At 63.7% G+C, this 16,879-nt stretch carries 14 protein-coding genes; 6 read left to right on the top strand and 8 right to left on the bottom strand.

Going from position 1 to position 16,879, the window contains the following annotated elements; genetic code table 11:
• Positions 1–34 precede the first annotated feature (34 nt).
• Entirely contained in the window at positions 35–466 is a 432-nt protein-coding gene (locus NKI52_RS12355) for a hypothetical protein (protein ID WP_023677367.1), read from the top strand.
• Positions 467–584: 118 nt separating this feature from the next.
• The gene (locus NKI52_RS12350) at positions 585–1,247 is read left to right on the top strand and encodes a response regulator transcription factor (RefSeq protein WP_031211969.1); all 663 of its coding nucleotides are present in this window, start codon (positions 585–587) and stop codon (positions 1,245–1,247) included.
• A 3-nt stretch (positions 1,248–1,250) separates the two neighbouring features.
• Here NKI52_RS12350 and NKI52_RS12345 read toward each other — a convergent pair whose 3' ends face one another.
• A complete protein-coding gene (locus NKI52_RS12345) occupies positions 1,251–4,739 on the bottom strand; it encodes a PAS domain-containing hybrid sensor histidine kinase/response regulator (RefSeq protein ID WP_352698127.1) in 3,489 nt (1,162 codons plus the stop codon).
• A gap of 234 nt (positions 4,740–4,973) precedes the next feature.
• Here NKI52_RS12345 and mscL point away from each other — a divergent pair, with 234 nt between their 5' ends.
• Both mscL and NKI52_RS12335 read left to right on the top strand, forming a co-directional pair.
• Positions 4,974–5,396, top strand: a complete 423-nt coding sequence (gene mscL, locus NKI52_RS12340) for a large conductance mechanosensitive channel protein MscL (RefSeq protein WP_352635705.1) — start codon at positions 4,974–4,976, stop codon at positions 5,394–5,396.
• 111 nt (positions 5,397–5,507) lie between these two features.
• Positions 5,508–6,674 (top strand): pyridoxal phosphate-dependent aminotransferase, encoded by a 1,167-nt coding sequence (locus NKI52_RS12335; RefSeq protein WP_352698125.1) that lies wholly within the window; start codon positions 5,508–5,510, stop codon positions 6,672–6,674.
• Positions 6,675–6,727: 53 nt separating this feature from the next.
• Here NKI52_RS12335 and hemA read toward each other — a convergent pair whose 3' ends face one another.
• Positions 6,728–8,005 carry a 5-aminolevulinate synthase gene (hemA, locus tag NKI52_RS12330; RefSeq protein ID WP_352448656.1) on the bottom strand — a complete coding sequence of 426 codons (1,278 nt, stop codon included), beginning with the start codon at positions 8,003–8,005 and terminating at the stop codon, positions 6,728–6,730.
• A 265-nt stretch (positions 8,006–8,270) separates the two neighbouring features.
• Between hemA and galE the strand changes: the two genes are divergently transcribed.
• Both galE and NKI52_RS12320 read left to right on the top strand, forming a co-directional pair.
• Positions 8,271–9,266, top strand: a complete 996-nt coding sequence (gene galE / locus NKI52_RS12325) for a UDP-glucose 4-epimerase GalE (protein ID WP_352572219.1) — start codon at positions 8,271–8,273, stop codon at positions 9,264–9,266.
• A gap of 43 nt (positions 9,267–9,309) precedes the next feature.
• The gene (locus tag NKI52_RS12320) at positions 9,310–10,560 is read left to right on the top strand and encodes a D-amino acid dehydrogenase (RefSeq protein WP_352572218.1); all 1,251 of its coding nucleotides are present in this window, start codon (positions 9,310–9,312) and stop codon (positions 10,558–10,560) included.
• Positions 10,561–10,596: 36 nt separating this feature from the next.
• On the opposite strand, the gene NKI52_RS12315 is transcribed toward NKI52_RS12320, so the two are convergent.
• From NKI52_RS12315 to rhaS, 6 genes are all read right to left on the bottom strand, one after another.
• On the bottom strand, positions 10,597–11,967 hold the full coding sequence (locus tag NKI52_RS12315) for an FGGY-family carbohydrate kinase (RefSeq protein ID WP_352572217.1): 1,371 nt from the start codon (positions 11,965–11,967) through the stop codon (positions 10,597–10,599).
• Positions 11,964–12,281: an L-rhamnose mutarotase gene (gene rhaM / locus NKI52_RS12310; protein ID WP_352448660.1), complete on the bottom strand. Its 318-nt coding sequence runs from the start codon at positions 12,279–12,281 to the stop codon at positions 11,964–11,966. The genes NKI52_RS12315 and rhaM overlap by 4 nt, the downstream gene beginning before the upstream one ends.
• Positions 12,281–13,282 carry an ABC transporter permease gene (locus NKI52_RS12305; RefSeq protein ID WP_352448661.1) on the bottom strand — a complete coding sequence of 334 codons (1,002 nt, stop codon included), beginning with the start codon at positions 13,280–13,282 and terminating at the stop codon, positions 12,281–12,283. Before NKI52_RS12305 ends, rhaM begins: the two co-directional genes overlap by 1 nt.
• Complete coding sequence (locus NKI52_RS12300; RefSeq protein WP_352572216.1) at positions 13,279–14,256, bottom strand: ABC transporter permease; 978 nt, start codon at positions 14,254–14,256, stop codon at positions 13,279–13,281. The genes NKI52_RS12305 and NKI52_RS12300 overlap by 4 nt, the downstream gene beginning before the upstream one ends.
• Positions 14,253–15,794, bottom strand: coding sequence for a sugar ABC transporter ATP-binding protein (locus NKI52_RS12295; protein ID WP_352541323.1), 1,542 nt, complete (start codon positions 15,792–15,794; stop codon positions 14,253–14,255). Before NKI52_RS12295 ends, NKI52_RS12300 begins: the two co-directional genes overlap by 4 nt.
• An 83-nt stretch (positions 15,795–15,877) precedes the next feature.
• Complete coding sequence (gene rhaS / locus NKI52_RS12290; RefSeq protein WP_352448664.1) at positions 15,878–16,873, bottom strand: rhamnose ABC transporter substrate-binding protein; 996 nt, start codon at positions 16,871–16,873, stop codon at positions 15,878–15,880.
• Positions 16,874–16,879: the final 6 nt, after the last annotated feature.

Genomic DNA, 16,879 nt, shown 5'->3' with positions numbered 1-16,879 from the left:
GATAGATTGCGCTGACTGGCTCATGGAGGAAAACATGCGTCTGAAACACGTCTTGATCCCCGCAGCACTGGTGTCGCTTGTCGCGGCGTCGGCCTTTTCCGAGGAAGCCGATCGCTACCGGTTGGAGAAATCGGCCAATGGCTATGTCCGCATGGATACGCAAACCGGCGCCATGTCGCTCTGCGAGGAACGCTCCGGCCAGCTCGTCTGCAAGACGGCGGCCGACGAACGTGCCGCCCTACAAGATGAGGTCGACCGGCTGCAAAGTTCGGTGAAGGCGCTCGACGAACGCGTCGCCAAGCTCGAAAATTCGCTTGCCGCCCGTTTCGAATCGACTTTGCCCAGCGAGGAGGATTTCAACAAGACGATGGGCTACATGGAGCGCTTCCTGCGCAGCTTCATGGATATCGTCAAGGACATGGACAAGGACGACGACGGCGCCAAGCTCAATTCGCAAAAGACCTAGGCAATTCGCAAAAGACCTGGGGCGGGAATAGCAAGCCGCCCACGCCGGACGGCAGGCGTAGCGTTACAATCGTTCAGATCCTGCAAGGCGGAACATCGCCAACGGGATTCGGGGAGGGATATCACCGTTGGGCTACACATTCGTCATTGCCGATGATCACCCGCTTTTTCGCGGTGCATTGAGGGAGGCACTCGCGGGTATCGGAGATGTTGCCGCCATTCACGAGGCTGGCGATTTCGAAAGCGCCAAGGCGCTTGTCCTGGCCAATGAGGATGTCGATCTGGTGCTGCTCGATCTCTCGATGCCGGGGGCAAGCGGTCTTTCCGGCCTGATTTCGCTGCGCGGCATCCATCCGGCGGTGCCGATGATGGTGGTCTCGGCGCATGACGATCCGGTGACGATCCGGCGCGCGCTCGATCTCGGCGCCTCCGGCTTCATCTCCAAATCGGCCAGCATGGAGGAGATCCGCAATGCGGTGCAGTCGGTGCTCGCAGGCGATATCGCGGCTCCCGTCGGCATCGATCTCGGCGTCGAGCGCGATCCCGAGATTTCCGACCTGATCAAGCGGCTGCAGGCGCTGACCCCGCAGCAGACGCGCGTGCTCGGCATGCTGGCTGAGGGACTGCTCAACAAGCAGATCGCCTATGAGCTCGGGGTCTCCGAAGCGACGATCAAAGCGCATGTCTCGGCCATCCTGCAGAAGCTCGGCGTCGACAGCCGCACGCAGGCGGTCATCCTTTTGTCCAAAATCGGCAGCGACCCGCTGCAGACGGCCGGCTGATTCCTATTCGGCCGCCGGCGCCAGCGGCCTGACCCTGGCCATCATCGAGCGCAGCATCGCCGGTTTCAGTGGTTTGCTGATCACCGGCACGTCGAGCCTGCCGGCGGCGGCGCGAACCTCGCTGGAGCGGTCGGCGGTGACCAGCACGGCCGGCAGGTCCTCGCCATGGATCGCACGCAACTGGGCGATCAATTCGAGGCCGGTCCTGTTGTCGAGATGATAGTCGGCAAGCACGATGTCCGGCCGATGCATGCCGGATCTGTCGAGATCCTCCGCGCCGGAAAGCGTGTCGACGCTGCAGCCCCAGCCCTCGAGCAGCAGCCGCATGCCGTCGAGGATGCGGGCGTCGTTGTCGATGCAGAGCACATGGAGCCCGGCAAGCGAGGCCGCGGCACGGGCAGGCGGCTTCGCCTCGGCCTCGCGCCGCGGTGCCTGCACGGCCACCACCGGCAGCAACACGGAAAAGCGTGTGCCCTTGCCTGGGTTGGAGAAGATCCGGATTTCGAGGCGCAGGACGCGGGCGATGCGGTCGACAATGGAGAGCCCAAGGCCGAGGCCTTCCGCCTCGCGTGCGCCCTCGTCGAGCCGGGTGAATTCACGGAACACGGTGTTGAGCTCGTCGCCGGCAATGCCGATGCCGGTGTCGATAACCTGGATCTCGGCCAGTTCGCCGCGCCGCCGCACGCCGACCAGGATGCGGCCACGGCGCGTATACTTGATGGCGTTGGAAACCAGGTTCTGGATCAGCCGGCGCAGCAGATTGCGGTCCGTCATGACGCTGAGCGACGACGGCATGATCGAGAGTTCGAGCTTCTTTTCGGCGGCAAGCGGCCGGAAGTCGTTGCCGATCTGGCGCAGCAGCCCGTCGAGGCCGAAGCTCGTATCGTCCGGCTTCATCGCGCCGGCATCGAGGCGCGAAATGTCGAGCACCGCGCCGAGGATGGTCTCGACCGATTCCAGCGACGATTCGATGTTCATCGCCGCCTTGCCGGCAGGTCCCTTGCCGGTCTTCTCGATCAGCGACGAGCAATAGAGGCGGGCGGCGTTCAGCGGCTGCAGGATGTCGTGGCCGGCGGCAGCGAGGAAGCGGGTCTTGCCGAGATTGGCCTCCTCGGCCAGCATCTGCGCCTGAGCCAGCTCCTCATTGACGCGGGTGAGCTCGGCGGTGCGGCTCTTCACTCGCTGTTCCAGGGATTCGTTGGCGCGCTTCAGCGCCAGATCCTGCTCGACACGTCCGGAAATGTCGGCGTAGGTGGCGACGATGCCGCCGTCCGGCATCGGATTGGAGCGCAATTCCAGGATGCGCCCGCTTGTCTTCAGCTCCATCTGCCATGGACTGACGAAGCTGGTCAGGCGGTTGAGCATGGTGACGCGCTGGTCTGCCGGTATGTCACCGCGCTCGGCAAGGTGGCGCAGGATACGATCGAGTGAGACGCCGACCTGGCCCATCTCGTCGGGCAGGTCGAACAGCGCCCGGTACTGGCGGTTCCAGCAAATCAACCGGAAATCGCGGTCGAAGACAGTGATGCCCTGTTCCATCTGGTCGAGTGCGATCTGCAGCAGATCGCGATTGTGCTGCAGCGCCTCGGTGGCATCGTCGAGCAGGCGGAAGGCGTCCTTGGATTCGCGGTCGTTGCGGCGCAGCAGCAGCGACAGGATCAGCCGCGCCGAGGATGAGCCGACGGCACTGGCCAGAAGCTGCTCGGAGAAGCGGATGACATCCATGCTGGCCTGTTCGTTGCCGAGCAGTGAAGTGCCGCTGCTCTTTTCGAACGACTGAAAGGACCGCTCGGTCCGTTCGACACCGAGATAGCGCGCGATCGTGTCCTTGAGGTCGTTGACGGTAATGGTGGTGCGGAAGCGGCGCAGGCTGGGCAGCGGACCCGCTTCGCGCGGCACGAAGATCGACGCCTGGATGCGTTCCAGCGGCACAGAGGCGCGCGACAGCGAGCCGAACACAAAAAAGAGCGTGTTGATCGATAGGCTCCACAGCACGCCATGGTTCAGCGGCTCGGCGACGGTGCCGAAAAGAGCCTGCGGCCGCAATGCATCGAAGCCGAACAGGCCGTGGACGAGGATGCCGGTATCGGGCGCGACGAGCGAGGGAAGCAGCAGCGTATAGCTCCAGACGACGATGCCGGCGACCATGCCAAGCGCCGCACCCCGGCCGTTGGCGCCGCGCCAGACCAGGCCGCCGATCATTGCCGGCGCGAACTGTGCGATCGCGGCGAACGACATCAGGCCGATCGAGGACAGCCGCGCGCTGTTGGTGCTCTCGCGGTAGTAGAGAAAGGCGATGAACAGCATGATGAAGATCGCCGCCCGCCGTACATTGAGGATGAGCGTCGACCAGTCCTCGTTCTCGGATGTCGTGGTCCGCAGAAGCCGGCGCACGAACAGCGGAATGACCAGGTCGTTGGAGATCATGATCGACAGCGCGACGCTTTCGACGATCACCATTGCGGTCGCCGCCGACAGCCCGCCGATGAAGGCGGCCATGGCCAGCACGTCGTGGCCGCTGAACAGCGGCAGCGACAGCACGTAAAGGTCGCTGCTGGTCCTGGGGCCGACCAGTTCCAGGCCGGCCAATGCGATCGGCAGCACGAACAGGTTGATTGCCACCAGATAGAGCGGAAACACCCATGTCGCGGTGCGCAGCTCGGCCTCGCTGCGGTTTTCGACGATGGTGACGTAGAACTGGCGCGGCAGCATGAGGATGGCAAAGCCGCTCAGGCATGTCAGCACCAGCCAGGTGGCGAGCGAGGTGTTGTAGCCCATCGCCTGGCGCACCTGCGTGTTTTCGGCGAGCTGGTCGAACATATCGCCTGGCCCGCCGAAGATCAGGAACGTGACCATCAGGCCGATCGCCAGGAAGGCGGCGAGCTTGACCACGGTCTCGACCGCCACAGCCAGCACCAGCCCGTCCTGGTGCTCGGTGGCATCGGCATGGCGCGTGCCGAACAGCACCGCAAACAGCGCCAGCAGCATGGCCACGACCAGCGAGATGTCACTGACGAACGGATCGAAGGACGGCGGCGAGCCGGTATAGTGCTCGACCATCAGGCTGACCGAGCCGGAGATCGCCTTCAATTGCAGCGCGATGTAGGGCACGGCGCCGATGGTCGCGATCAGCGTAGCGATCGCCGCAACAGCGAAGCTCTTGCCGTAGCGGGCACCGAGAAAGTCGGCGATCGAGGTGATCTTCTCGGTCTTGGCCAGCCTGACGATGCGCTGCAGCAGCGGAAAGCCGAACACGAACACCAGAACAGGCCCGATATAGATGCCGAGGAACTCCAGGCCGCGCTCGGAGGACAGCCCGACCGAGCCGAAGAAAGTCCAGGAGGTGCAGTAGATGGCGAGGCTGAGCGCATAGATGAAGGGCCGGGCGCGGCCAGGCCCCGATGACGTCGAGCGCCGGTCGCCCAGGCTGGCGATAGCAAACAGCAACGTCACATAGGCGATCGCGATGATGACGATGAACCAGCCCTGCACGCCTCGAACTTCCTCCCTGCGCCGGTTTTTTCATCCAGCCTTCCAGACGCAATCACAGCTTGGCGATCAAGTCCATCGCGGCTTTCGGCGTATTATATCGGCTGCGTCGGGCAATCGTGACCGGCTGAAACCAGCTTTTGATCCTGTTGCAACCGCAGGTTTTTGCTATTCTGCCCGCCGGTCGATGCCGAAGGGTGGACGGCAGCACGGCCGGTCAGGACAAGGAGGCGTCGAATGCTGAAAGAATTTCAGGAATTCATTTCCAGGGGCAATGTGATGGACCTGGCCGTCGCCGTCATCATTGGCGCTGCCTTCGGCAAGATCGTCACCTCGCTGGTCGACGACATCATCATGCCGGTCATCGGGGCGATTTTGGGCGGATTGGACTTCAACAACTACTTTCTGCCCTTGTCCTCGGCCGTTAACGCCACATCGCTGGCTGAGGCAAAGAAACAGGGCGCGGTCTTCGCCTATGGCAGCTTCATCACCGTGGCACTGAATTTTCTCATTCTCGCCTTCATCATCTTCCTGATGGTCAAGGCGGTGAACAATCTGCGCAAACGGCTAGAGCGTGAGAAGCCAGCTGCGCCGGCCGCTCCGCCACCGGCCGACGTCGCCCTCCTCACCGAAATTCGCGATCTCCTCGCCAGGAAATAGTTCGAAGACAGATTCCCTGGACCAAAACCCCGGCCGCAAGCGACCGGGGTTTTCTGTTTTCGTCCGCCCTGAAACACGCTAGCAGTCGAGCAAACGAAAACGGACCCATCCATGACCCTGATCGATACTCTGCGCGCCGAAGCGCGGGCGGCGCCTGAAAGCGGCATTGTCGCCGTCATGAACCGCGGCCGCGCCCGCGACGGCATGATCCCGCTCTGGGCCGGCGAGGGCGACCTGCCGACGCCTGCCTTCATCACCGATGCAGCCGCCAAGGCACTCGCCGGCGGCGAGACCTTCTACACCTGGCAGCGGGGCATTCCCGAACTCAGGCAGGCGCTCGCCCGCTACTACACCAGGCATTTCGGCAAGACTTTCGCCAACGAGGAATTCATCGTCACCGGCTCCGGCATGCACGCCATCCAGATGGCCATCGATGCGGTGGCCGGCAAGGGCGACGAACTCGTCTACCTGTCGCCGGCATGGCCGAACTTCGCCGCCGCCGCCGGCGTCGCGGGCGCTGTTCCAGTCGCGGTCACGCTCGACGAGTCGGGCAATGGCTGGTCTTGCGATGTCGACAAGATCGCAGCGGCGATCACGCCACGGACCAAGGCGCTGTTCGTCAACACGCCGTCCAACCCGACCGGCTGGACCGCCGACAAGGAGACGCTGCAGGCGATCCTCGATCTTGCCCGTGAAAGGGGCCTGTGGATCATCGCCGACGAGATCTACTCGCTGTTTCATTACGGCCATGGCCGCGCGCCGTCCTTCATCGACATCATGGCCGATGAGGACCGCATCCTGTTCGTCAATTCCTTTTCCAAGAACTGGGCGATGACCGGCTGGCGCATCGGCTGGATCAAGATTCATCCCGCCTTGCAGCAGGTGTTTGAGAACCTGGTCCAGTATTCGACTTCCGGCGTTGCGCAGTTCATGCAGCGCGGCGCCGTCGTTGCCCTGGATGAGGGCGACGCCTTCATCGTCGAGCAGGTGGAGCGGGCGAGGGCGGCACGCGACCTGGTCTGCGGCATTCTCGCCGAAACCGGCAGGGCGCGGTTCACCGTGCCGCAGGGCGCATTCTATCTGTTCTTCGCGGTCGATGGCATCTCCGATTCCCGCGCTGCCGCCTTCGACATGGTCGACCGCGCCAATGTCGGCCTGGCTCCCGGCACCGCCTTCGGCCCCGGCGGCGAAGCCTTCCTCAGGCTGTGCTTCCACCGCCGCCTCGACCAGCTCGAGGAAGCGGCAAATAGGCTGGCGAAATGGATGAAGACTGTCTGAGCGACTTCGCTCTGACGACCAAATGGTTCTCGGCGTAGAGTTTTAAACGACCTTCAGCCGCCCGACTTCGGCACCAGCAGCGGAATGACGCGGTCGCTCTTGGCGACCGACGGTCGGCCCGCCGAACCGTAGGGAATCCCCAACGCATCCCATGTCTCGACCAGCGCGTCCTGCAGGGACGCAATCAACGCGTCCGAATGGAACGGTGTAGGCGTGATGCGCAGCCGCTCGGTGCCGCGCGGCACTGTCGGGTAGTTGATCGGCTGGATGTAGATGCCGTGCACACCGAGCAGGCGGTCGCTGGCCATCTTGCAGAGCTCGGGATCGCCGACCAGAAGGGGCACGATGTGGGTAGGCGACTCCATCACCGGCAGGCCGGCCGCGGCCAGCACTTGCTTGGTCCGTGTCGCCTGACGCAGCTGCGCATCGCGCTCGGCCTGCGAGCGCTTGAGATGGCGGATCGAGGTGGTTGCCGCGGCGGCGATCGCCGGCGGCAACGCCGTGGTGAAGATGAAGCCCGGCGCATAGGAGCGCACCGCGTCGATCACCGCAGTGTTGCCGGCGATGTAGCCGCCAAGCGTGCCGAACGCCTTGGCCAGTGTGCCCTCGATGATGTCGATGCGGTCGGCCAGCCCTTCGCGCTCGGTGATGCCGCCGCCGCGCGGCCCGTACATGCCGACGGCGTGGACCTCGTCGATATAGGTCATGGCGTTGTAGCGCTCGGCGAGATCGACGATCTGCTTGATCGGCGCGATGTCGCCGTCCATTGAATAGACGCTCTCGAAGACAATCAGCTTGGCGCGCTCGCGGCCGGCTGTCTGCAGCAGGCTTTCGAGATGCGCGACGTCGTTATGGCGGAAGATCTTCTTCTCGGCGCCCGAGCGCCGCACGCCCTCGATCATCGAAGCGTGGTTGAGCTCGTCCGAGATGATCAGGCAATTGGGAAGCAGCTTTGCAATGGTCGAGATCGACGCCTCGTTGGAAACGAAGCCGGAGGTGAAAACCAGTGCGGCTTCCTTGTCGTGCAGGTCGGCCAGCTCCAGTTCGAGCTCGACCAGCGGGTTGCTGGTGCCGGAGATGTTGCGGGTGCCGCCGGCCCCCGACCCCATCTTGCCTGCCGCCTTCTGGAACGCGGCAATGACGTCGGGATGCTGGCCCATGCCGAGATAGTCGTTGGAGCACCAGACGGTGATTTCCTCGGCGCGGCCATTGGCGCGCCAGATGGCGCGCGGGAATTTCCCGACGATACGCTCAAGGTCGGCGAAGACGCGGTAGCGACGCTCCGCATGGAGCTGGTCGATCGCTTCCTCGAAAAACCGCTGATAGTTCATGTCGCCTTCCCAGTTTTGCGCGGGATCATAGTCATTGGCCCATTCGTCGTCCACCTGGCCTTTTTGGTCAAAATGCCACGCCCCGAGCCTGTTCCTAACGACCACGGAACGTGGCCTATTCCCTTGATGTGGATCAATCTTGTTTCACGACAATGCCACGCGCCGATGAGACCGGTTACCGCAGGTTCTAATGGCCTGGCGGCAGGTTTTCCAGTAAGGCGGCGTTTGAGACAGTTCCGACAAATCATGAATAGCGAGGATGCGGATGACGGTTTTGGTGACAGGCGGGGCCGGCTATATCGGTAGCCATATGGTCTGGGAATTGCTGGACACGGGCGACAACGTCGTCGTCCTCGACCGGCTTTCCACCGGCTTTGAATGGGCGGTGGCCCCGGAAGCAAAGCTCGTCGTCGGCGACGTCGCCGACAGGGAACTGGTCGCCTCGATCATTCGCGACAATAAGGTCGACGCGATCATCCATTTCGCCGGCTCGATCGTGGTCCCCGAATCGGTCGCCGACCCGCTTGCCTATTACGAGAACAACACCTGCAAGACGCGCACCTTGATCGAGACCGCGGTGCGCGAAGGCGTGCCCAATTTCATCTTTTCCTCGACCGCCGCCGTCTATGGCGGCGCCGGCCTGGAGCCGGTGCGCGAGGATGCCCGGCTTGCGCCGGAATCGCCCTATGGCCTGTCCAAGCTGATGAGCGAATGGATGCTGCGCGACGCGGCAATTGCCCATGGGTTGCGCTATACGGCGCTGCGCTATTTCAACGTCGCCGGCGCCGATCCGAAGGGCCGCACCGGCCAGTCGACGCCCGGTGCCACGCATCTGATCAAGGTCGCTTGCGAGACGGCGCTCGGCAAGCGCCCCTTCATGCAGGTGTTCGGCACCGACTATCCGACGCCGGACGGTACCTGCATGCGCGACTATATCCACGTCAGCGACCTGGCGGCGGCGCATCGGCTGGCGCTTCAGCGGCTGCGTGCCGGCGGATCGAGCCTGGTCGCCAATTGTGGTTACAGCCACGGCTATTCGGTGCTCGAGGTCATCGACAGCGTCCGCCGCGTCTTCGGCCATGATTTCGAGGTACGGATGGGCGATCGCCGCGCCGGCGACGCCGCCGCGGTCGTCGCCAATTCGGAGCTGGCGCGCGGCGAGCTCGGCTGGACCCCGCAGCGCGACAACCTCGACCGGATCGTTGCCGATGCGCTTGCCTGGGAGCGCATCCTGACCAGCAAGAATTCGGCTCTGGGGTGAAGTGGGCTCTCCGCAAAGGTTGGTTCAGCGCGCTGGGGGCGGAATGAAAATCCTGGTGCTTGGGGCCGGCGTCGTCGGTACGGCGGCGGCCTATTATCTGGCCAGCGACGGCCATGAGGTGACGGTGATCGAGCGCCATCCGGCGGCAGCACGCGGCACCAGCCGGTCGAATGCCGGCCTTGTGTCGCCCGGGGATGCCACCGCCTGGGCCTCGCCAGCCGCGCTGAAGACGTTCCTGCGCGGCCTCTACAACCACGATCTCGGCATCAAGGTGCGGCTGCGCTTCGATCCGTATTTTTTCGCCTGGAGCCTGCGCTTCCTGCGCCAGTGCACGCATAAGCGCATGCGCGCCAACACCGACGTCAAGCTGCGTCTGGCGCTCTATTCGCGCGACTGCATCAACGCCGTCTCCGCCGAAACCGGCATCCACTATGACGAGCGCAAGAAAGGCATTCTGTATTTCTTCCGCTCGCAGCAGAGCTTTGATACCGGCACCGACAATTATCGTTATCTCGGCGAACACGGCCTGCCGATCGAGATCGTCGGCCGCGACCGGCTGGTCGAGCTCGAACCCGGCCTTGCCGGCGCCAAGGACAAGATAGCCGGCGGCGTCTATTCGCCGATCGACCAGACCGGCGACTCCAGCCAATTCACGCAGCGCCTCGCTGCCTATGCCGCCGAGAAACTCGGCGTCCAATTCCTCTACGGCACCACGGTCGAAGGCCTCGACATCGACGGCGACCGGGTGCGCGCCGTGATGACCTCGGCCGGCCCGGCGGCCGGTGACGCGGTGGTCATTTCCATGGGGCCTGAGAGCGGTCTGCTCGGCCGCCGCTACGGCATCGACCTGCCCGTCTATCCCGTGAAGGGCTACACCGTGACTGTTCCGCTGGAAGATGAAAGCAAGGGGCCGATCATGGGCGGCGCCGACGAGGACCGGCTGATCGGCTATTCCAGGCTGGGAAATCGGCTGCGGATGTCCTCGACGGCGGAGTTCACCGGGTTCGACCGCACGTTCAAGCCACGCGATTTCAACTCGATCCTGAACACCGGCAAGGACCTGTTCCCCGGCGCTTTCGACGAGAGCAAGGCTGAGCTCTGGGCTGGACTTCGCCCGATGATGCCGAACTCCGTGCCGGTCATCGGACGGGCGCGGTACGACAATCTCTACCTCGACACCGGCCACGGCCATCTCGGCTGGACCATGGCCTGCGGTTCGGGAAAATTCCTTGCCGACATAGTTGCCGGCCGCAAGCCGGAGATCGATCCGCAAGGGCTGGTCTACAGGAACTAGGCATCTCCAGACATCAGGGCGCCATGAGCTCGGCGGTCAGGCTCGTTCGTCGACCGCCGCACGCCACGAGCGCGCGTAGTTCGCCCAACTCGGATCGGCCGACGGTTCGGTCCTTTCGCCTCTGCCTTGCGGTGTCCCCTGGTCCGACGCCAGCAAGGCGGCGCCGATGCTGGTGCCTGTCGCAGCCCCGGAGGCAATGACGGCGCGCGCCGCCGCCGCAGCCAGCATGCGGGTGAACAGCCGGTTGCGGGCGAAGGGTCCTTCGACGATGGTGGGACCGTCCGCGCCGATCAGGTCGAGGCAGGTCGCGGTCATCAGCGCCAGGTAGAACGAGATGGCGACAAAGCGCTGGCCGACGCTCATACCGTCCGCGTTAAGCCATGATGCGGTATGATGCGGAAACGGCCCCGAACCCTGTTGGGTCGAGGGCAATAGGGACGTCTTGCGCGCTAGCACCGTGGCAACATCGTCTTCCGTCCAGTTCTCCGATTGGCCCTCGGTCAGCACGGAAAACTCGCGGCCACCCATGAAGCGCGCCGAGGGCACGGGATCGCCGAGCGCGTTGACATTGACAAGCGTGTCGCGTGCCGGGTCGAGCGCGACCTTGTTGCCGCCAATCGCCATCGACACCACCCAGGTGCCCGTCGAGACGACGGAGAAAGGCGGCTTGTCGGACAGGAGATGCGGCAGCAGCGAGGCGTTGGAATCGTGCAGGCCGCAAAACACCGGCGTTTGCGGGTCGAGGCCGGTTTGTCGGGCAAGGGCGGGCAGGATCGGCCCCAGGCGGTCCTTGGCCTGCCGCACCGGCGCCATTAGCCGGCGCCATCCCAGCCGGTCGACCAGCGACGAAAAATCCGCTTTCCACGGGTTCCACAGATCGGTGTGGCAGCCGAGCGAAGTCACCTCGCCGGCGGCGACGCCGGTCAGGCGCAAGGCCCAGTATTGCGGATACATCAGGATCGCGGCGGTTCTGGCGAAATCCGCCGGAAAGCGCTTCTGCTGCCAGAACAGCTGCGCGCCGAGATTGAGGCCGGCCGGCAGGCGCGGCGTGCCGGTCTCGAAGAATGCCGGACGGATCGTGTCATAGTCCCCGGCAAGGGCATCCGGCCCGTCGAATTCGTAATCGAGCACCGGCAGCGCCAGTTCGCCTGATGCATCGACCAGCACTCCCGTCGCGCCATGGGTGGTGATCGATATCGCGTCGACGGAATGCTCTCGATCGATCTCGGCCAGGCTGCCGAGGATGAACGACCACAGAAGCTCGACGTCATGATGCGGGTACGGCCCTTGTCGAACGGGCGCGTTGGCCACGCGCCGCAGCGCGACTTCGCTTGCTGCGGCAAGATCGACCAGCGCCACCTTGGCGTTGGTCTTGCCGATATCGATGACGGCGACGTGACGGGTCATTCCATATGGAACATTGTTTCCAGCGGCACCGCCACCGGCTCGTTGTTCGGCTTGGTCTCCATGATGTCCGCCATCTCGGCCCACCAGCGCTGCATCACCGGATGCTTCGGCAATTCGTCCATGCCATGGTCGTCACGGCGCCACAGCACGCCGAACAAGGTGTTGGTCTCTTCGTCGAGATGGATCGAGTAATCGGAGATACCGGCCTGCTTGAGCAGCGCGACCAGCGACGGCCAGATGTCGTCGTGGCGCCTCTTGTATTCGGCCTTCATGCCCGGATTGAGCTTCATCTTGAACGCGTATTTCTCCGGCATCAGGCAAAGCGCTCCCGCCGTACTCGCCGCCACAGGATCGGCAGCGCGATGACGATGATCAGCAGCAGGCCGATGAAGATCGACATAACGATCCCCGGCACGTTGAGCAGGCCGAGGCCGAAGGTCACCAGTCCCATGATGAAGGCGGCCAGCACCACACCCAGAATGCTGCCGGCGCCGCCCAGGATGCTGACGCCGCCGAGCACCACCATGGTGATGACTTCCAGCTCGTAGCCCTGTGCGATGGACGGCCGGGTCGAGCCGAGCCGCGATGTGATCAGCACCGAGGCGATTCCCGCCATCAGGCCGGTCAGGCAAAACAGGATGAATTTGATACGGCCGACGCGTACGCCGGAAAACTGCGCCGCGACCGGGTTGTTACCGATGGCAAAGACCCGGCGGCCGAAGCTCGTCCGGTGCAGAAGGAACCAGTAGACGACTGCCGCGATCAGGAAAAGCGTCAGTTCGAACGACACCACCCACCAGACATAGCCCTGGCCGAAGAAGGCGAAGCTCGCGGGATAGCCCTTGTAGGCCTGGTCGCCGAGGATGATGAAGGCGATGCCGCGAAACAGGCTCATCGTACCGATGGTGACGACGATCGACGGCAAGCCGAGCCTGGTGACGAGCAGTCCGTTGAAGGCGCCGCAGCCGAGCCCGACGACGAGGCCGATTGCCACCAGTTCAGGCATGCCGGCGCCGGCCTGCACCGCCATGCCCATCATTGTTGACGCCAGCGCGATGATGGCGGCCACCGACAGGTCGATTTCACCGGAGATGATCAGCAGCGCCATGGCCAGCGCGATCAGCGCCTTTTCCGTGAAGTTGAAGGTTAGGTCCGACAACGACCACGCGTCGAGGAAGTAGGGCGAGGCAAAGCTGTTGACGGCAAAGATGGCAACCGCAACGACGACCAGCAGCGCCTCCCATGAGAAGATCGCCGACGTCAGCGGCTTGTCGAGCCGGTCGGGAATATGGCGTGGGGCAGGGGTGTCGGTCATGCCGCTTCCGCCTTCTTGAGGATGATGCGGCCTTGCCGGCGTTCGCCGCGCGCGTTGAGCACCACGGCCAGGATGATGGCGCTGCCTGAAATCGCCATCTGCCAGAAGGGTGAGATGTTGATCACCGGCAGCGCGTTGGAGATGATGCCGAGGAACAGCGCGCCGAGCACCGCGCCGCCGACCGAACCGATGCCGCCGGCAATCGAAATGCCGCCGATGACGCAGGCGGCGATGATATTGAGCTCATAGCCATTCGCGACCTCGACCGAGGCGATGACGTAGCGCGAAATCCAGAGATAGCCGCAGAGGCCGCCGATCATCCCCGAAATGCAGAAGACGGTGAATTTCGTCCGGCCGACATCGATGCCGGCATAGACCGATGCGGTCGGGTTGACGCCGATGGCATAGATCGAGCGGCCGAGCGCGGTGCGCGTCATCACGAGGAAGAACAGCGCAATAACCAGCACGGCGATCCACGACAGTACCGGAATGCCGAGGAAAGCCGCGCGCTGCAACCCGATGAAATCAGCGCTCATCTGGTCGGCGTTGACCCAGGCGCCGCCTGAAATGACGAACGTGGCGCCGCGGTAGATGGTGAGGGTGCCGAGCGTTACCACGATCGAGGGAATGTTCAGCCGCCATACCAGCAGGCCGTTGATGGCGCCGAGCACCAGGCCGACCAGAAGTGCGATGACGATCAGCAGCGGGATCGGGATCGCCGGATGCGCGGCGTTCAGCATTGCCACCACCATGCCGGTGAAGCAGAGATTTGAAGCCATCGACAGGTCGATCGAGCGGGTCAGGATGACGACCATCTGGCCGAGCGCCAGGATCATCAGGATCGACGTGTCGTTGAACACCTGGCGCAGGTTGGCCGGATCGGCAAAACCTGGAAACCGCGTGGAGATCAGCCCGATCAGCACGACGATTGCCGCCAGCAGCCAGACCTCGCGGTATTTGAGAAGAGCCTTCATGCCGCGATCCCCGCTGCCGTCCTGACCAAGGTTTCGGCGTCGAGCCCTTTATTGTCGTAGACCGCGGCAATGCGGCCCTCGCGCATAACGACGACGCGGTCCGACATGCCGAGGATTTCCGGCAATTCGGACGACACCATGATCACCGACAGGCCTTGCGCGACGAGCTCGGCCATGAAGCCGTGCACGGCGGCCTTCGAGCCGATGTCGATGCCCTTGGTCGGCTCGTCCAGGATGATCACCTTGGGCGCGGTCGCCAGCCATTTGGCGATGACGATCTTCTGCTGGTTGCCGCCCGACAGCGTGCCGACGTCCTGGCTGAGCGAGGAGGCGCGCAGATCGAGCCGCTCGGTGTAGGAGCGGGCCAGCGCGAACTCTTCGGCCAGCCGCAATATGCCGGATTTGGATGTCCGTTTGAGCGAGGGCAGCGAGACATTCTGGAAGATCGGCAGGCCGATCACCACGCCTTGCTTGCCGCGCTCCTCCGGCACATAGACGATGCCGGCGTCGATCGAATCCGCCGCCGATTTCGGCGCGATTGCCTTACCCTCCAGCGTGATCGTGCCGCCGCTGGTGCGGGTGATGCCTGATATCGCCTGCATCACCTCGCTGCGCCCGGCGCCGACAAGGCCGTAGAAGCCGAGGATTTCGCCCCTGTGCAGCTCGAAGCCTATGTCGTCGAACTCGGTCGGGTGCGACAGGCCGGAGACGGCCAGCACCGGCGCGCCGATCTCGGCCTTGCGCTGCGGAAAGATGTGATCGACCGAGCGGCCGACCATCATGCGCACGATCTGGCTCTGGCCGGCGTCCTTGATCAGGCCTTCGCCGACCATCTCGCCGTCGCGGAACACGGTATAGCGGTCGGCGATGCGGTAGATCTCATCGAATTTGTGGCTGATGAACAGGATCGCCTTGCCGTCGCTCTTGAGGAATTCGATCAGCAGGAAAAGCTCTTCGATCTCCTTCATCGAAAGCGCTGCCGTCGGCTCGTCCATGATGACGATCCGCGCGTCGATGGACATGGCGCGGGCAACCGCGACTAGGTGCTTGTTGGCAATGCCGAGATCCTTCAGCCTGGCGTCGGCGTCGATATGGCCGGCGCCCATCGTGTCGAGCACCTCGCGGGCATTCTTGCGCATGGTGCGCCAGTCGATGGTTTTGAAACGCGTGCGCGGCGCATGGCCGAGGAAGATGTTTTCGGCCACCGTCAGGTCGTCGAACAGCACGGTTTCCTGGTGGATGGCGGTGATGCCGTGCCCGAACGCGGCGTGGGCGCTGGGCAGTGTGACCGGCTGGCCGTCGATGCTGATCGTGCCAGCATCCGGCTGGTAGATGCCGGTCATGATCTTGACCAGCGTCGACTTGCCGGCACCGTTTTCGCCGATCAGCGCGGTTACCTGGCCGGGATAGAGCGACAGGCCGACATTGTGCAGCGCCCGCACGCCGGGAAAGCTTTTCGAGATGCCGGACAGCGTCAGGCGCGGTCCGGATGACAAAGGCGCTTCATTTGCCACTTCGTGCTGGGCTGTCGTGTCCATAATCGTATCAAGCCCTGTAGCAAGGTTCGTTTGAAAGCGCGGCGGAACCTGAGCCCCGCCGCACCGTTTCGAAGGTTCCAGGATCAATAGATCTTGGAGAACTTTTCGATGTTCGACTTGTCGAACTGGAATGGCGGAGCCATCGCAGCCGAGTTGGTGTCGTCGAGCGTGACCTTGCCGACGCGGCCGATCGACAGCGTAGCACCGGGCTTGGCCTCTTCCTTCTTCACCGCCAGGTCGTGGGCGAGGTAGACGGCGGAGTAGCCGAGATCGATCGGGTTCCACAGCGCAACCGCCTGGCTGGCGCCATTGTCGATGAACTTCTTGAACTCCGACGGCAGCGCCAGGCCGGTGACGTTGACCTTGCCGATCAGGCCTTCATCGGTCACCACCTGCGCGGCGGCAACGACGCCGACCGTGGTCGGTGCGATGATCGCCTTGAGGTTCGGATAGGACTTCAGCAGGCCCTTGGCTTCGTCCGTGCTCTTGGCCGAGTCGTCGTCGCCATAGACGGTGGCGACGAGCTTGATCTTGGGGAACTTCTCCGGCAGCACCTTCTTGGCCGCGTCGATCCAGGCATTCTGGTTGGTCGCGGTCGAAGAAGCCGACAGGATGGCGACATCGCCGCCTTCCGGCAGGTAGTCGGCGGCCAGCTTGATGATGGTCTCACCGATCAGGTTGGTATCGGAGGGGTTGAGGTGAAGCTGGCGTCCTTCCGGCGCGACGCCTGAATCCCACGAGATGACGGTAATGCCGCGCTGCATCGCCTTCTTCAGCACTGGCACCAGCGCGTCGGCGTCGTTCGCCGAAATGGCGATGGCATTGACCTTCTGGGCGATCAGCGAATTGACCACTTCGATCTGCGCTTCGGCGGTCGCCTTGGTCGGGCCGGTGTAGATGATGTCGACATCGCCGAGCTCCTTGGCCGCCTCTTCGGCGCCCTTGTTGGCGGCGTCGAAGAAGCCGTTGCCGAGCGACTTCACCACCAGCGCGATCTTGACGTTTTCGGCGTAGGCGGCATTCACGAACATGGCGGCGGAGAACGCCGCCGTAACCATCAATTTCTTCAGAAAGCTCATCGAATA

The sequence above is a fragment of the Mesorhizobium sp. M0590 genome, assembly GCF_040320905.1.
Lineage (GTDB): Bacteria > Pseudomonadota > Alphaproteobacteria > Rhizobiales > Rhizobiaceae > Mesorhizobium.
This window is presented reverse-complemented; position numbering and strand designations above follow the sequence as displayed.

Excerpts from the sequence above, each read along its gene's own strand:
- NKI52_RS12320 (WP_352572218.1), top strand. The coding sequence starts at position 9,310 with ATGAAAATCCTGGTGCTTGGGGCCGGCGTCGTCGGTACGGCGGCGGCC.
- NKI52_RS12355 (WP_023677367.1), top strand. The coding sequence starts at position 35 with ATGCGTCTGAAACACGTCTTGATCCCCGCAGCACTGGTGTCGCTTGTC.
- NKI52_RS12315 (WP_352572217.1), bottom strand. The coding sequence starts at position 11,967 with ATGACCCGTCACGTCGCCGTCATCGATATCGGCAAGACCAACGCCAAG.
- NKI52_RS12300 (WP_352572216.1), bottom strand. The coding sequence starts at position 14,256 with ATGAAGGCTCTTCTCAAATACCGCGAGGTCTGGCTGCTGGCGGCAATC.
- rhaM (WP_352448660.1), bottom strand. The coding sequence starts at position 12,281 with ATGCCGGAGAAATACGCGTTCAAGATGAAGCTCAATCCGGGCATGAAG.
- hemA (WP_352448656.1), bottom strand. The coding sequence starts at position 8,005 with ATGAACTATCAGCGGTTTTTCGAGGAAGCGATCGACCAGCTCCATGCG.
- NKI52_RS12305 (WP_352448661.1), bottom strand. The coding sequence starts at position 13,282 with ATGACCGACACCCCTGCCCCACGCCATATTCCCGACCGGCTCGACAAG.
- NKI52_RS12295 (WP_352541323.1), bottom strand. The coding sequence starts at position 15,794 with ATGGACACGACAGCCCAGCACGAAGTGGCAAATGAAGCGCCTTTGTCA.
- rhaS (WP_352448664.1), bottom strand. The coding sequence starts at position 16,873 with ATGAGCTTTCTGAAGAAATTGATGGTTACGGCGGCGTTCTCCGCCGCC.
- galE (WP_352572219.1), top strand. The coding sequence starts at position 8,271 with ATGACGGTTTTGGTGACAGGCGGGGCCGGCTATATCGGTAGCCATATG.
- NKI52_RS12335 (WP_352698125.1), top strand. The coding sequence starts at position 5,508 with ATGACCCTGATCGATACTCTGCGCGCCGAAGCGCGGGCGGCGCCTGAA.
- mscL (WP_352635705.1), top strand. The coding sequence starts at position 4,974 with ATGCTGAAAGAATTTCAGGAATTCATTTCCAGGGGCAATGTGATGGAC.